At 60.9% G+C, this 14928-nt stretch carries 12 protein-coding genes; 8 read left to right on the forward strand and 4 right to left on the reverse strand.

Features of this window, described 5'->3' with window-relative positions; translation table 11 throughout:
- The first annotated feature begins 40 nt into the window (after positions 1 to 40).
- Together JQ46_RS04410 and JQ46_RS04415 are read left to right on the forward strand one after the other, a co-directional pair.
- A complete protein-coding gene (locus JQ46_RS04410) occupies positions 41 to 1858 on the forward strand; it encodes an AI-2E family transporter (protein ID WP_237744722.1) in 1818 nt (605 codons plus the stop codon).
- 27 nt (positions 1859 to 1885) lie between these two features.
- Positions 1886 to 2818: a DUF6542 domain-containing protein gene (locus tag JQ46_RS04415; RefSeq protein ID WP_034985757.1), complete on the forward strand. Its 933-nt coding sequence runs from the start codon at positions 1886 to 1888 to the stop codon at positions 2816 to 2818.
- A 52-nt stretch (positions 2819 to 2870) separates the two neighbouring features.
- Here the strand turns inward: JQ46_RS04415 and JQ46_RS04420 are convergent, their stop codons facing one another.
- On the reverse strand, positions 2871 to 3857 hold the full coding sequence (locus JQ46_RS04420) for a 4-hydroxy-3-methylbut-2-enyl diphosphate reductase (protein WP_034985758.1): 987 nt from the start codon (positions 3855 to 3857) through the stop codon (positions 2871 to 2873).
- Between the two features lie 109 nt (positions 3858 to 3966).
- Here JQ46_RS04420 and xseA point away from each other — a divergent pair, with 109 nt between their 5' ends.
- Both xseA and JQ46_RS04430 read left to right on the forward strand, forming a co-directional pair.
- Positions 3967 to 5286: an exodeoxyribonuclease VII large subunit gene (gene xseA, locus JQ46_RS04425; protein ID WP_034985761.1), complete on the forward strand. Its 1320-nt coding sequence runs from the start codon at positions 3967 to 3969 to the stop codon at positions 5284 to 5286.
- Between the two features lie 4 nt (positions 5287 to 5290).
- On the forward strand, positions 5291 to 5578 hold the full coding sequence (locus JQ46_RS04430) for an exodeoxyribonuclease VII small subunit (RefSeq protein ID WP_005293273.1): 288 nt from the start codon (positions 5291 to 5293) through the stop codon (positions 5576 to 5578).
- Between the two features lie 13 nt (positions 5579 to 5591).
- On the opposite strand, the gene JQ46_RS04435 is transcribed toward JQ46_RS04430, so the two are convergent.
- The gene (locus JQ46_RS04435; RefSeq protein WP_005293275.1) at positions 5592 to 6230 is read right to left on the reverse strand and encodes a DUF4245 domain-containing protein; all 639 of its coding nucleotides are present in this window, start codon (positions 6228 to 6230) and stop codon (positions 5592 to 5594) included.
- 169 nt (positions 6231 to 6399) lie between these two features.
- Here JQ46_RS04435 and glpX point away from each other — a divergent pair, with 169 nt between their 5' ends.
- The 4 genes from glpX (at position 6400) to JQ46_RS04455 (ending at position 12331) form a co-directional block, all read left to right on the forward strand.
- Positions 6400 to 7431: a class II fructose-bisphosphatase gene (glpX, locus tag JQ46_RS04440; RefSeq protein WP_034964419.1), complete on the forward strand. Its 1032-nt coding sequence runs from the start codon at positions 6400 to 6402 to the stop codon at positions 7429 to 7431.
- A 176-nt stretch (positions 7432 to 7607) separates the two neighbouring features.
- Positions 7608 to 9011: a class II fumarate hydratase gene (locus JQ46_RS04445; RefSeq protein WP_034985763.1), complete on the forward strand. Its 1404-nt coding sequence runs from the start codon at positions 7608 to 7610 to the stop codon at positions 9009 to 9011.
- Between the two features lie 1035 nt (positions 9012 to 10046).
- Positions 10047 to 10745 carry a TetR/AcrR family transcriptional regulator gene (locus tag JQ46_RS04450; RefSeq protein ID WP_034985766.1) on the forward strand — a complete coding sequence of 233 codons (699 nt, stop codon included), beginning with the start codon at positions 10047 to 10049 and terminating at the stop codon, positions 10743 to 10745.
- Positions 10742 to 12331, forward strand: coding sequence for an MDR family MFS transporter (locus JQ46_RS04455; RefSeq protein ID WP_034985769.1), 1590 nt, complete (start codon positions 10742 to 10744; stop codon positions 12329 to 12331). Before JQ46_RS04450 ends, JQ46_RS04455 begins: the two co-directional genes overlap by 4 nt.
- A gap of 113 nt (positions 12332 to 12444) precedes the next feature.
- Here JQ46_RS04455 and JQ46_RS04460 read toward each other — a convergent pair whose 3' ends face one another.
- A complete protein-coding gene (locus tag JQ46_RS04460; protein WP_237744723.1) occupies positions 12445 to 13236 on the reverse strand; it encodes a GNAT family N-acetyltransferase in 792 nt (263 codons plus the stop codon).
- Between the two features lie 63 nt (positions 13237 to 13299).
- The gene (locus tag JQ46_RS04465; protein ID WP_034985770.1) at positions 13300 to 14691 is read right to left on the reverse strand and encodes a PhoH family protein; all 1392 of its coding nucleotides are present in this window, start codon (positions 14689 to 14691) and stop codon (positions 13300 to 13302) included.
- Positions 14692 to 14928 lie beyond the last annotated feature (237 nt).

Below are 14928 nucleotides of genomic sequence, written 5' to 3' on the forward strand. Positions count from 1 at the left end.
AAACTCCCGTTTTGGACCTGCGTGAGGCAGAATGGGGAGAATGAACTCCCAGAACCCCCACGACAGGTCCTTTCCTCGTAAGGATGGCCGTGATTTTGCAGACTTTATCGCGGGTTCCCATCGCATGGATACGGAAAACATCCCAATCCCGGGTGACGATAGAGACGAAGAACGCCTCGGCCACGGTCAGTTCGCTGACGAACCGCAGGCAGCCAAGCACCCAACCGTAAGTCCTGATTCCCCCGAGGCCGAGCTGGTCGAGGACAGGCGGGCGGAAACTTCCCCCACCGTGGAGGAAAAGGGGGATTCCTACGTCCAGGAGCGCAACACAGCCCGCGCCACAACAGGCACGGAAAAGCCACTGGATGAAGATCACGAGCCGGATGGGGAGACAGAAACCGACGATCACCCCGGCCTTCGTTCTCATGCCGCAAAGGTTAAAAAGAAGGCCAAGAAACCAGCCAAGAGGTCTCCCATAGATGAGGAGCTGAACCCTGAACTACGCGACCGTGCGGAGGTCATCGGCACCACGGGTCGCTGGTTTGCAGGCTGGTGCTTGCGCTTCATCATCATCGCTGCGGCTCTCTACCTAGGTTTCCAGGTATTCGGCAAGCTTTGGGCAGGCATTCTGCCGGTCTGTCTGTCGGTGATCGTATGTACCGTGCTGTGGCCGGTCGTGCGCCTGCTCCGCAAGTTAAAGATCCCCAACAGCTTGGCTGTGCTGATCTCTATCCTGGGCTTCTTCGCCCTCATCATCGGCACCTTCGCCGCCATCGCACCTAGTGCCGTGGATCAAGGTAAGACGATCGTTAACCAGGCCAGCGACGGCATCGGCCGGATCCAGGACTGGCTGCAAGGTCCTCCCGTTAACTTGCAGGAAAGCCAGTTCAACGACGGTGTTCAGCAGATCACCGACTGGCTGCAGAACAAGTCCGGCGACATCGCAACCAGCATTGCCGCTTTCGGCACGGAGACTGCTTCCCTGCTGGTCACTCTCTTCGTGATGTTGGTTCTGACGTTCTTCTTCTTGAAGGACGGAGAGAACTTCCTGCCAATGCTGCGCCGCGTGACCGGCCGCCGTGTCGGCTGGCACCTCACTGAGGTTCTGACCCGCTGCTGGAACACACTGGGTGGCTTCATCCGCACCCAGGCCATCGTGTCCGCGATCGACGCCATCTTTATCGGTCTGGGTCTGGTGCTGCTGAACGTGCCACTGGCCGGCCCGCTAGCTATCCTGACTTTCTTCGGTGGATTCATCCCGATGGTCGGCGCATTCGTCGCCGGTGCTCTGTCTGTGTTGATCGCTCTGGTGGCAGTCGACTTCAACACCGCCGTTATGGCGCTGCTCCTGGTTGTTGCCGTCCAACAGCTGGAGGGCAACATCCTGCAGCCGGTGCTGCAGTCCCGCGCGATGAACGTCCACCCCGTCATCATCCTGCTTTCCGTCACCCTGGGCTCCACCCTGTTCGGCATCATCGGTGCATTCCTGGCTGTGCCCTGTGCCGCCATGATCGCCGTAATTCTGCGTTACATGGGCGACCTAACGGACCTTGCTACGGGCGAGAAAACCTCCCGGGATATCGAGTTTGCTACCACTGCCGGTTCCCTAACGGGCGAACAATCAGAGCGAGCCGCCCAACGCTGGCAGGAGCTGCGTAAGGCCATGATGCTGAACAGCTCCGATAAGACTGATTCCGCCGAGTCCTCCAAAGCCACGACCACCGCGGCGGTCAGCGACGCTCCTACGGAGACGGCAGCAGACGCAGACGAGGGGGCGTCATCCCTCAGCGACAAGAGAGCACAGATCCGCGGTAAGGTGCAGTCAATTTATAAGTCCCTCCGTGGCAATAACGAGTAGAGCAAGCCGAAGAAGTAGCATTACCCCGTGACCGAAAGCAGCCGACACAGAAGCAATAGCCGCACCGCACACCGAGGCGTACGCAGCCGCGGCAAGGCTGAGGTGGCGCATGATGATTCACCGGCGCACTGGTTCCCCGTCTGGGCACCCGTACTGGTGATGCTGGCCATTGTCTTCACCGGCCTAGTGCTCGCCAATGGCGATACCACGATCCCGACTCTTTTCTTCGGCCTCTTCGCCGTAGGAATGATTGCCTCTACCATCTTCGTCGAGCCGCGCGGACTCTTCATCACCGTCGCTTCGTTCCCACTGTTTTACCTGTTCGGATCGCTTTTGATTGGCTGGTTCAGTTCCGGAAGGGCGACAATTGCCAGCCGGAAGACGAAGGTCATCACCTCGATCTACCCCGCCATTGAGCACTACCTGTGGCTACTGATCCCCTTCCTCGTCGCAGTGGGTATTGCGGTTTTCCGCTGGTGGAACTTCCGCGAGTCCCTCACCCGCAAGGCCGCGAAGCTGGAGATGCAGCGCCGCCGTCGCAGCGAATCCGACCGCAGCAATATTGAGACCTACGGTCGCGCACAAGAGCGTTCGCACGCTCGAAGCCACGCGCGCAGAAGTGCTCGTTCTTTTAATGACGCCCCCAGCTACGAACCGCGGAAACGTTCAGAACGAACGGCACAGCGTGGAACCCGCATTCCCCGGGGCGGGGATTCGGTTCCTGCCCCCTATCAGGAGCGCGCCGCCAGGAGCTTGGATAGGGATTCCGACAGGAGCATCGATAGGGACGAGGAATTCCTGCGCCTTGGAGAGACCTCCAGCGCCGACAACTCCCGTACTAGCGCCAAGCGGGTCACCCGAAGCTCTGAGGAGTTACGCGAGAACGCTCAGCGCCGCCGGATCCCCTTCCCGGAGCGGCGCATGTCCCCCAAGCGCTACCTCGACGACGAGCGCGAATAGCTGATCTGGCTCTGGCGCTCTGCGGTTAGCTCCCCCCCCTATCGGGTTTGGTTTATTTCTGGGTCCGCGGCGGACGCAGCTCGCGTGGCAGGGAGAAGATCAGATCCTCTGTGGCGGTGGTGACTTCCTCCACCTCGCCATAGCCCTTCTCCGCCAGCAGCTCCAGCACACCGCGAACGAGGATCTCCGGGACGGATGCGCCTGAGGTTACGCCGACGTGCGTCACGCCATCCAGCCAAGCGGGATCGACCTGTTCTGCGTAGTCCACCAGGTGGGCATCCTGCGTTCCGTGCTGCAGGGCTACCTCCACCAGGCGCTTGGAGTTGGAGGAGTTCTGCGAACCAACCACGATCATGAGCTCCACCTTCGGAGCGATGGCCTTGACCGCGACCTGACGGTTCTGAGTGGCGTAGCAGATGTCATCGGACGGCGGATCTTGGATGTGCGGGAACTTCTCGCGCAGCAGTTTCACGGTTGTCATAGTTTCGTCCACGCTCAGGGTGGTCTGGGACAGCCACACCAGCTTCGTATCCTCCGGGAAGTCCAGCGCATTCACGTCGTCCTCGCCGTCGACCAGGTGGACGACATCCGGGGCCTCACCCGCGGTGCCCTCGACCTCTTCGTGGCCGTGGTGGCCGATCAGAATGATCTGGTATCCCTGCTTAGCGAAGCGCGTGACCTCGTGGTGGACCTTGGTGACGAGCGGGCACGTGGCGTCAAAAGTCTTCAACTCGAGCTGGCGTGCCTCCTCATGCACGGCGGGCGATACACCGTGCGCCGAGAACACCACATTGGAGCCACGAGGAATCTCCGAGGTCTCGTCGACGAAGATCACGCCGCGATCCTCGAAAGTCTTCACAACGTGCTTGTTGTGCACAATTTCCTTACGCACGTACAGCGGCGCACCGTGCTTTTCCAAAGCCTTCTCGACGGACTCGACGGCACGATCGACTCCGGCGCAATAACCGCGCGGAGCAGCTAGATAAACCTTCTTCGTGTCGGCAGTTGCCTCGGTAGTTGGGGTACTCATGTGCCCCATCGTAATGGAAGTACCTGACAGTGCCCATCCCCTGCCCATCCGCTGCCTTTGTACTGCTCATCCACTGGTCATCAACTGGTGTCCGAGCCGTCATTTAGAATGCTTAACCATGAGTGTTCCAAACTCCCCTGAAGCCCCGTGGGCGGTCGGGCAGCTAAACGACCAGGTGAAGAACTGGATCCAAAGGTTGGGGTTCATCTGGGTAGAAGGCCAGGTCACGCAGGTAAACATGAAGAGCACCTGGCGGTTTTCCTACATCACTCTGCGCGACGTGAACCTGGAAGCTTCGGTCTCCCTGACCGTGGAGACGAGCGCGCTGAAGAACCTGGCCACTCCGGTGAAAGACGGCGACCGCATTGTCGTGCACGGCAAGCCGTCGTTCTATTCCAAGCGCGGCAGCTTTTCCCTGTGGGTCACGGAAATCCGACAGGTCGGTATCGGCCAGCTGCTCGCGCAGATCGAACAGCTGAAGAAGGCCATGTTCGCCGAGGGACTTTTCGATCCCCGCTTGAAGGCCACCCTGCCCTTCCTGCCCACCACCGTGGGTTTGATTACCGGTCGTGGTTCGGCGGCGGAGCGGGACGTGATGGAGGTGGCCAAGCGCCGCTGGTCCGCAGTGCGCTTTCGGGTGATTAACACAGCCGTCCAAGGCCCGAAGACGGTTCCGCAGGTCGTCGATGCTCTACACGAGCTGGAGCAGGACCCGGCGGTCGACGTAATCATCGTCGCGCGCGGCGGTGGCTCTGTGGAAGATCTGCTGCCGTTTTCCGAAGAAGCACTGGTTCGCGAGGTATCCCGCCTCCGCACCCCAGTGGTTTCGGCCATCGGGCACGAGCCGGACAATCCCCTGCTGGACTACGTGGCCGACGTCCGCGCGGCCACTCCCACAGATGCGGCCAAGACAGTGGTCCCGGATGTGGTTCAGGAGCTGCGAATAATCAGCGAAGCACGCCAGCGCGGCGCCGGTGCCCTGCGTAACTGGGTCTCACACGAGCGTAAGGGGCTGGCGCAGATCCGCACCCGGCCCGTGATGGCGGACCCCAGCCTGCCAGTCACCCGTCAGAAAGACATCATCGCGGAGGCTCTGCAGCGCAAGGATCGCGCGCTCGGCGTGCATGTCCGTTCGCTGCGTTCCTCCATCGAATCGCTGAAGGCGCAGGTCAATGCCCTGGGGCCGTCCCAGACCCTTGCGCGTGGCTATTCCATCGTGCAGGTCATTCCGCGTGACAAATCTGGAGCCCAGGTGGTCACCACGGTGGATCAGGTTGATCCCGGTTCACAGCTGCGCATCCGGGTCCCTGACGGATCCATCACGGCCGCGGCGATGGGTGTACAGGCGGCGCCTGGGGGCGTCATGAATAGAAACAGCAACACCACAGACAGTACCGGCAGCACAGACAGCACCGAGAACAGCACAGGAGAGGCTTAAGACGATGGCGAACAACACCAGCAACGGCACCAACAACACCGAAAACGGCGAGCAGCAGAAGTTTCGCCCACTCGACCAGCTGAGCTACGAGCAGGCACGCGATGAACTGGTGGAGGTTGTGAAGATCCTCGAGCTCGGGCAGATGAGCCTCGACGAGTCGCTGAACTACTGGGAACGCGGCGAGGAGCTGGCCGCATACTGTGAGGACTACCTCAATGGCGCATCCAAGCGCATCGAGCAAGCGCTACAGCAGCGCGAAGCACGCAACGCCGAGGCGCAGGGCGAAAGCTAGCCAGCGCCTGGGGCTAATTAGCTGTTTCGGCGCTACTGGGCTCGGCAGCCGCTCCCGCAGCATCGGGACTGTCGGAAACGTCGGTGACGTCAATTGGCTGCGTCGCAGCAATCTTCTCTGCGGCAGTGCGAGTCTGCTCGTGGGAGGCCATCGCCTCTATAGCCAAGCGCACATCCCCCAGGTCAGCGACCCACAGCGGGCGGGCGTCGTCTCCGGTGAAGATGTGCCACTCGACGTCCCCCGTGGTCTCCGTTCCAGTCTCTTCCCGCACGGAATCATCAGGCTGAGAAGCAGCCTTAAAGTCGGCACCGGTTTGGGTCAAGGAAATGTAGTTCTCCCCGTTAATAACCCAACCGACCAGGCTCGACGGCTCGCCGCCGACCATCACACGACGGGCGGAGTTGGCCACCCAGCCTTCCGGCATCTCCGGATTACGGATCGGGAAGTCGAAGGTCCGGGCATCCATCTGCAGCACAGTATCCTTGTCGACCTCCTGCACAGGACCCGAGCGATCAGCCTCTCCAGGGTTATAGGAGCACAGGCCCGTAAACCCGACCGTCAGGAACATGGCAACCAACAGCACCACCAGGGAAAGCACAATGTCCTTGGTGGATTGAAACGCACGGGGTTTTTGAATCTGCACGCCCGCCATTATCGCATTGCCTCCGCTGGCCTGGCCAAATCAACCCTAGGTAAGGCTGGACGGCAAAAGATAGGGCAAAGCATGAAACAACGCCCGGGGTAAATGAGGCACAATGGAAGAAGAGTGGAAACAATTACCTATCAGCCACCAATCAGCAACAGAAAAGAGCTTGAAGATCATGTCTACTGAGCACATCCCTGCTGTCTCCCCCAACCCGGAGGCTCCGGATCGCAACCTGGCGATGGAGCTGGTCCGCGTGACCGAAGCCGCCGCCCTCGCCTCCGGCAAGTGGGTTGGCCGTGGACAGAAAGAATCCGGTGACGGCGCAGCCGTGGATGCGATGCGCCAAATGATCAACTCCGTGGAAATGGACGGCGTTGTCGTGATCGGCGAGGGCGAGAAGGACGAAGCCCCCATGCTGTTCAACGGCGAGCAGGTCGGCACCGGCAACGGCCCGGCAGTGGACATCGCCGTCGACCCGGTCGACGGCACCACCCTGATGGCCGAAGGCCGCCCGAACGCCATCTCCGTGATCGCCGCCGCCGAGCGCGGATCCATGTACGACCCGTCTGCTGTGTTCTACATGAAGAAGATCGCCGTTGGCCCGGAGGCCGTGGGCAAGGTGGACATCGACGCTCCGGTCGCTGACAACATCAACGCCGTCGCCAAGGCCAAGGGCACTGTCCCGGGCGACATCACCGTCGTCGTGCTGGACCGCCCACGCCACGAGGATCTGATCCGCGAGATCCGCGAGGCCGGCGCGAAGGTCCGCCTGATTGGCGACGGCGACGTTGCAGGTGCCGTGGCAACCGCCCAGGACACCGCCACCAACTCCGTGGACATCATGATGGGCATCGGCGGCACTCCGGAGGGCGTTATCGCCGCCGCCGCCATGAAGTGCATGGGCGGCGAGATCCAGGGCAAGCTGTGGCCGAAGGACGAGGCTGAACGCCAGAAGGCCCTGGACGCAGGCCACGACCTCGACCGCGTGCTGACCACCAACGACCTGGTGAACTCCGAGCACTGCTACTTCGTCGCCACCGGCGTGACCAACGGCGATATGGTGCGCGGTGTCTCCTACCACCAGAACTCCGCCACCACCCGTTCCCTGGTCATGCGCTCTCGCTCCGGCACGATCCGCTTCATCGAGTCGCAGCACCAGCTGGCGAAGCTGCAGTCCTACTCCGTGCTGGATTACACCCGTAACTAGCCCTTTTTATGACGCCCCCACGCCGCCGCCGTACAGCAGGCCTTTTAGGTAGATTGGGCGGTGTCCGTGCGGGGCACGAAAGACTATCCGCTTTCCCACGGTTCCCGACTTTGAACCCTTCGGTGGGTTCGGAGCGGGAGGCGTCAAAAAGCTAAGAAGATAAAGGTGATGAAAGAATGACCGAGCAAGAATTCCGCATTGAACACGACACGATGGGCGAGGTTAAGGTTCCCGCGAAGGCTCTGTGGCGTGCGCAGACGCAGCGTGCCGTGGAGAACTTCCCGATCTCCGATCGCCCGCTGGAGTCCGCACAGATCCGCGCGATGGGTCTGCTGAAGGCGGCCTGTGCGCAGGTGAACAAGGATCGTGGCCTACTGACCGACGAGCAGGCGGATGCCATCATCTCCGCTGCCAAGGAAATCGCTGACGGCAAGCACGACGCTGAGTTCCCGATCGACGTGTTCCAGACCGGCTCCGGCACCTCTTCCAACATGAACACCAACGAGGTCATCGCCTCCATCGCCAAGAACAATGGCGTGGAGATCCACCCGAATGACCACGTGAACATGGGCCAGTCCTCCAACGACACGTTCCCGACCGCTACCCACGTGGCCGCCACCCAGGCTGCTGTCAATGACCTGATCCCGGGACTAAAGGTCCTGCAGGAGTCCCTGGCCAAGAAGGCCAAGGAGTGGGAGACGGTCGTGAAGTCCGGTCGCACCCACCTGATGGATGCCGTTCCGGTAACCCTGGGCCAGGAGTTCTCCGGCTACGCACGCCAGATCGAGGCAGGCATCGAGCGCGTTGAGGCCACCCTGCCCCGCCTGGGTGAGCTGCCGATCGGTGGTACCGCAGTCGGCACCGGCCTGAACACCCCGGCTGACTTCGGCGCGAACGTGACCGCCGAGCTGGTGAAGCTGACCGGCGTGGAGCAGCTGCGTGAGGCAGAGAACCACTTCGAGGCGCAGGCCAACCGCGATGGCCTGGTTGAGTTCTCCGGTGCTATGCGCACCATCGCTGTCTCTCTGAACAAGATCGCCAACGACATCCGCTGGATGGGCTCCGGCCCGCTGACCGGCCTGGGCGAGATCCACCTGCCGGACCTGCAGCCGGGCTCCTCCATCATGCCGGGCAAGGTCAACCCGGTTCTGTGCGAGACCGCAACCCAGGTTGCTGCGCAGGTCATCGGTAACGACGCTGCCGTTGCCTTTGGCGGCTCCCAGGGTGCCTTCGAGCTGAACGTGTACATCCCGATGATGGCTCGCAACGTGCTGGAATCTTCGAAGCTGCTGGCTAACACCGCCCGCGTCTTCGCAGAGAAGCTGGTCGACGGCATCGAGCCGAACGAGGAGCGTATGCGCACTCTGGCTGAGTCCTCCCCGTCCATCGTTACCCCGCTGAACTCTGCCATTGGTTACGAGGCTGCAGCAAAGGTTGCCAAGACTGCCCTGAAGGAAGGCAAGACCATCCGCCAGACGGTCATCGACCTGGGCTTTGTCGACGGTGAGAAGCTAACCGAGGAGGAGCTGGATAAGCGCCTCGACGTCCTGGCTATGGCAAACACCGACCGCGACAAGTAGGCGAAAACTAAGTTCTGACGCTGTTGCGGGGCCAGCTGGCTAGGCGCGCTGGCACGGCTGGTTGGCTGGCACACTTGCCGGGCCGCACTTGCCGGGTCATCCTGGCTGGCCGCACTTGCCGGGTCATCCTGGCTGGCCGCACTTGCCGGGTCATCCTGGCTGGCCTACAAGCTGGGCCGACACACCTGCTGTTGTTCTCCGAAGGCACTAGTAGTCATTAGTGCTACTAGTAGGCACTGGCCACCGTCTTTGGAGGAGCGACAGCGGGTTTTCCTATTTGCCGTGCATTTAGCCCCTGTCCCTCTGACCCCTCTCGCCACCACCGATGGGGCGAAATGTCGCTAGACCGAGAATACGTTCAGCTTCGAGACCGGCTGTAGAAAATCACAACACCCTGAACTGGACTTTTACCTTACTGGAATTTGATCCCATTAAAGTATTCTCGTTCTAGCGACACTCAGCCTCTCCAGCACTGACCAGTACCCGCTGCCTGCCGCCACACCGCCAACCAACCACTATCCTTCAAAAGCTATTGGTCACACCAGCACCACACGTTTCATAAATGTCGGAAAAGCTGCAAAACGCCTCCCCTCCAGAATTGGCGCCTTCCGCAACACCCCCGTGACCTGCACTTTTGCACTATTGGAAATCTGCCCCGACAAGGTTGTGCAACTTTTCCGACATTTAACCCACCGGAGTGCAACTTTTCCGACATTTAACCCACCGGAATGGAACTTTGCCGCCACATGAACCACCGCATATCCACCCGCAACACCAGTCACTCCCCGCCACAGCACACCCCTTACCACACGAACCGTTAACCACAGCACACCCCCTACCACACGAACCGTTAACCACAGCACACCAGGCAAACCCGTATGAAGAATCACACAAACCTTGCACTGGATACAACTTTGCACTGGGTGTAAGTTTGGCTAAGTGATGCATTCAAACCCCTCCGATCTCACGGACCCCTCCGATCTCACAGATCCGACAGATCCCACGGATCCCCAAAGTCCGACAGATCCCACAACCATGGGGCTGCGCGAGCGCAAACGCCTGGAAACCAGGCTAAGGATCGAGGACGAAGCCACCCGCCTCTTCCTCGACCGATCCTTTGACGGAGTCACCCTAGAAGAAATCTGCGAAGCGGCCGACATCAGCCGCCGCACCTTCTTCAACTACTTCTCCTCAAAGGAACACGTTGCGGTCGGTAAACAACCCCCATTGCTCACCAAGGACGACTTCAACAAGCTCGAAAGCTTCTCCCCCACAGAAGGCAGCCTGCCTCAATACCTCTACGACATGCTGACCAAGAAGCGCATCGAGGAGGCTAAAAAATCGGACAATGCCAACCTCGATCCGGAACTGGCGGAGTCGATAAGGTGGCGTCGATCCCAAATAATAAAGAGATTCCCCAGCCTGGCACTTGCGAAGCTCGCCAGCTACGAAAAGCTGCGCAGCGACCTTGCCGAGGCGGTGTACAAGAACCTCGAAGGCCACCCGGGCAACCGCAGCACTGACATGAAGGCGATGGAAGAAGCGCACCTCATCGTCACCGCGGCAACAACGGTGCAATGGGCCGCAGCAACCTCAGCCACACGTCATGGTAAAACGCTGACCAGCACAAATGACTTCGACATCGCGCTTGCAGGCCTGCAAAAGATCTTCAGCGCCATCGAACCAGCCACCCCCGAACCAACAGCAGAAACAACCAAGGAGAACCGCCAATGAAGGATACTCGCGAAGAAGCCGCAGCAGCCAAGGCGCGGCTCGACGCGGCAGAGAAGCAGCGCCAGGAAAACCCCAACAACGTCCCCCTAGTCTTCGGCTGCCTGATGCTGGGCATGCTGATGTCTTCGCTAGGGCAGATGATCTTCTCCACGGCCCTGCCCACCCTCGTTGGCGAGCTCGGCGGCGCCGACAAAATGAGCTGGGTCATCACCAGCTTCCTGCTGACCATGACCATCGGCATGCCCGTCTACGGCAAGTTGGGCGACCAGATGGGCCGCAAGCCGCTGTATCTGGTGGCAGTAGCCCTATTCCTGACCGGCTCCGTCATCGGCGCGCTGGCGCAGAGTATGGACATGATGATCGTCGCCCGCGGTGTGCAGGGCCTCGGCGCCGGCGGCCTGATGATCGGCGCGCAGGCAATCATCGCCGACGTGGTTCCCGCGCGCGATCGCGGCCGTTACATGGGCATCATGGGCGCCGTCTTCGGTCTGAGCTCCGTGCTGGGGCCATTGCTGGGTGGCTTTTTCACCGACGGTCCGGGCTGGCGTTGGGCGCTGTGGTTCAACGTTCCGCTGGCGGTCATCACGTTCCTGATGGTGTTTTTCAACCTCCATCTGCCGAAGCGTGGCTCGGGCGCCCGCCTGGACGTCCCCGGCACGGTTCTGATGGCCGGCGCAACTAGCTCGCTGATTCTGCTGCTCACCTGGGGTGGGCGCGATTACGCCTGGTCCAGCCCCGTCATTATCTGCTTGGGCATCGCAGCAGTCGTCTTGGCTACCCTGTTTGTGCTGGTGGAACGCAAGGCGAAGGATCCGCTGATCCCGATGCAGCTGTTCACCGTCCGCAACTTTGTGGTCACGACTGCGGCCGGCACGATCACGGGTGTGGTCATGTTTGGCGTGTTGGCTTACATGCCCACGTACATCCAGATGGTGCACGGCATGACCCCCACCAAGGCCGGTCTAATGATGATCCCGATGATGGCCGGCATGATCGTCACCGCCACCGCCTCCGGCCAGTACGTGTCCCGGACAGGTCGCTACAAGTGGTTCCCCGTCGCGGGTCTGCTCGTTGCCGCCACTGCGGTTGGTCTTATGGGACTTTTTGACGCCCACGATTCCCTCGTGCACCTCGGTCTTGTCTTGGCTCTCATGGGTGTTGGCCTGGGGCTTTCGATGCAGATTTTGGTGCTGATTGTGCAGAACTCTTTCCCGATCTCGATGGTGGGCACTGCAACTGCTTCGAATAACTTCTTCCGCCAGATTGGTGGTACGGCTGGCTCAGCGATCATCGGTTCGCTGTTCACGCACCGCGTGGCTGATCTGATGGGTCAACGGCTACCCGGCGCGCTGCAGGAGCTGGGCCCGCAGGGAGCTAAGTTCGCGCAGGATTTCCAGGGTGGCGGCAGTGCTCGGCTCACCCCGGAGATCGTCGATACACTGCCTGGCCCGCTGCACGACGCGATCACTACCTCGTATAACGACGCCCTAGTCCCCGTGCTCGGCGCCATGGCGCCGGTAGCCGTGTTGGCTGCGCTGATTCTGGTCTTGGTGCGTCAGGACAATTTGAAGGAAACCATCGAATAGTCCCCGTTGGGATTCCACGCAAGCGAAAGGCGACCGCGCTAATGGCTAATGCGGTCGCCTTTTGCTGTGTCTGAGCTCGCTTAGGAAACGTGCTCGGAAAAGTGCCTGGAAGGTTACTCGGACTTTTCTGCCGATCCCTCAGCGCCCCTAGCGTTGTGAGCGCTGCCAACGTTGTCGGTGTTGCCAGCGCTGTCGGCGCTACCCTCGTCGGGGTGGTCTAGGTTCTCCTGGTAGTACTTCCAGGCCGGGCCGCCCTCGAGGATCTTCTCCATCACCATGTTGTGGCGCCACGTGCCCTTCTTCGGCCCGTAGTTCATGTGGGACATGCAGTGGAATACTCCCACTTCCTCGAAGCCTCGAGAGACGTGCAGTCGCACGGAGCCCTCATTCTCCGGGAAGATGCTGGAGTGCATCGCCCAGTGGCCCTGCTCGGCGGCGTCCTTGAGCAGCCTATCGAGCAGGCTGCCGGCCACGCCCTTGCCCGCGGCATCCTTGTGGACGTAGATCGAGTCCTCCAACACCCCGTCGAACACGTCACGGTGGCTGGCGGAGGTGGCGGTGATCCACCCCAGGATTTTCTCCTCATTCTCCCCAAGCCCCGCGGCCGCCGCAGCTGCGGGATCCGTGTCGATGGCAACGAAGGAGAGCTCGGGCAGGCGGTGGCGCATGAAGTCATCCCACGCTTCGGGCGCGCTTTCCTCAAAGGTAGCCTCGCCCGTATCCATACCGGTCTGCAGGATCTTCTGGACTTGCGGATAGTCCTTCTTCTCCATCAGGCGGATGGAGATAGCCTGCTTGGCACTGTTCTTGGCGTTGTTGCCAGCACTGCTATCTGCGGCGCTCCCTGCAGTATTCGCAGCGTTCCCAGTATTCGCAGTGTTCCCTGCGGTGTTCGCGGAAGTCATGGAAGAAATTGTGCCCTAAGACCCAGCGGTTACGCCACCTGACTACCGGCAGCTGTGAGCGAACTATCCCTTTTCCAGCAGATTCGTCACCAGCTCAGCGATCGCGGAACGCTCGGATCGGGTCAGCGTGACGTGCGCGAACAGCGGATTATTCTTCAGCTTTTCGATGACCGCCTGGATGCCATCATGGCGGCCTACGCGCAGGTTATCGCGCTGCGCAACGTCGTGAGTCAGCACGACGCGGGAGTTGCGCCCCAGGCGGGAGAGCACGGTCAGCAGAACGTTGCGCTCGAGCGACTGAGCCTCGTCCACGATGACGAAGCTATCGTTCAGGCTGCGGCCGCGGATATGCGTCAGCGGCAGGACCTCCAGCAGACCGCGGGCGTCGATCTCTTCCAGCACGTTATCGCTCACCACCCCTTCCAGGGTGTCGTACACCGCCTGCGCCCACGGGTTCATCTTTTCCGTCTCACTGCCAGGCAGGTAGCCCAAGTCCTGTCCACCTACGGCATACAGGGGGCGGAAGACCACGATTCGCTTGTGCTCACCGCGTTCCAGCACTGCCTCCAAACCGGCGCACAATGCCAGAGCGGATTTGCCGGTGCCCGCGGAACCGCCGAGGCTTACGATGCCAACCTCGTTATCCAGCAGCAGGTCCAGCGCCACGCGCTGCTGGGCGCTGCGCCCGCGGATACCGAACGCTTCCAGGTCGGTGGGAACCTGGCGCACCATGCCGTCACCCATCGAGCGCGCCAGAACGGATTGGCTGCCCGCGGTCAGCTGCAGGCCGCAGTGGATCGGCAGCTCGTCGACCTCGTCGCCGTCTACCGTCAGTGCGCCGGAGATGTCGGCCTCCCCCACGTCGTACAGTTCGTCGATGATGCTGGAGGGCACCTCCGCGCGAGCCATGCCGTTGTATCCGGTGAGCACGACGTCCTGGGCATGGTATTCGTCGGCGTCAAGACCAACGGCGCCGGCCTTCACGCGCAGTGGCACGTCCTTCGTCACCAGCGTGACGTTGTGCCCTTCAGCCCGCAGGTTCAAAGCACAAGCCAGGATGCGGTGGTCATTCTGCTCTCCGCGCAAACCAGTAGGAAGCACGGACTGGTCAACGTGGTTCAGTTCGACCTGGATGGTACCGCCCGTTTCGTTGACGATGCTGGGCATGTCCAGTCGGCCATGCTCCTGACGAAAGTCTTCGAGCATGCGTAGAGCCTGGCGAGCAAACCAGCCAAGTTCCGGGTGGTGGCGCTTGCCCTCGAGTTCACTGATGACGACGACGGGGAGGATGATGCGGTGTTCCGCAAACTTGATGAGTGCCCAGGGATCGGAAAGCAACACCGAGGTGTCAAGGACATAGGTGCGTAGGCCGAGCTCTGCGTCGGAATGGGCGTTGAGAGCCTGCTCTGCCTGAAAGTTCTGATTTGCCTGATCGGTGGGCGCGGCGGAAGTCATGGAGGTGGTGCTCCTTGTAGGGGATTATGAGTCGATCAACCCGGACGTTCCACGCCGCAAAAGCTACGCTTTACATCCGGGAAACGGATGAGGTGGGTAGTTGTTACTTGCTTCGGACACCCTCGACGTTATGCGCACCGCATGGAAATTACATTGTTGTCAGATGAACTCTGGGTAAACATAAAAAGCCCCAGGCTTCGGGGCAGTTCCTGCCCCTCACCTGGGGTTATCAAGCTC

The organism is Corynebacterium jeikeium, from assembly GCF_000738175.1.
Classification (GTDB): domain Bacteria; phylum Actinomycetota; class Actinomycetes; order Mycobacteriales; family Mycobacteriaceae; genus Corynebacterium; species Corynebacterium jeikeium_C.

What these genes read in the sequence shown, in the direction of transcription:
- JQ46_RS04455 (WP_034985769.1), top strand. Translation starts at nt 10,742, where the DNA reads ATGAAGGATACTCGCGAAGAAGCCGCAGCAGCCAAGGCGCGGCTCGAC.
- JQ46_RS04445 (WP_034985763.1), top strand. Translation starts at nt 7,608, where the DNA reads ATGACCGAGCAAGAATTCCGCATTGAACACGACACGATGGGCGAGGTT.
- JQ46_RS04430 (WP_005293273.1), top strand. Translation starts at nt 5,291, where the DNA reads ATGGCGAACAACACCAGCAACGGCACCAACAACACCGAAAACGGCGAG.
- JQ46_RS04435 (WP_005293275.1), bottom strand. Translation starts at nt 6,230, where the DNA reads ATGGCGGGCGTGCAGATTCAAAAACCCCGTGCGTTTCAATCCACCAAG.
- JQ46_RS04410 (WP_237744722.1), top strand. Translation starts at nt 41, where the DNA reads ATGAACTCCCAGAACCCCCACGACAGGTCCTTTCCTCGTAAGGATGGC.
- JQ46_RS04460 (WP_237744723.1), bottom strand. Translation starts at nt 13,236, where the DNA reads ATGACTTCCGCGAACACCGCAGGGAACACTGCGAATACTGGGAACGCT.
- JQ46_RS04450 (WP_034985766.1), top strand. Translation starts at nt 10,047, where the DNA reads ATGGGGCTGCGCGAGCGCAAACGCCTGGAAACCAGGCTAAGGATCGAG.
- JQ46_RS04420 (WP_034985758.1), bottom strand. Translation starts at nt 3,857, where the DNA reads ATGGGGCACATGAGTACCCCAACTACCGAGGCAACTGCCGACACGAAG.
- xseA (WP_034985761.1), top strand. Translation starts at nt 3,967, where the DNA reads ATGAGTGTTCCAAACTCCCCTGAAGCCCCGTGGGCGGTCGGGCAGCTA.
- glpX (WP_034964419.1), top strand. Translation starts at nt 6,400, where the DNA reads ATGTCTACTGAGCACATCCCTGCTGTCTCCCCCAACCCGGAGGCTCCG.
- JQ46_RS04465 (WP_034985770.1), bottom strand. Translation starts at nt 14,691, where the DNA reads ATGACTTCCGCCGCGCCCACCGATCAGGCAAATCAGAACTTTCAGGCA.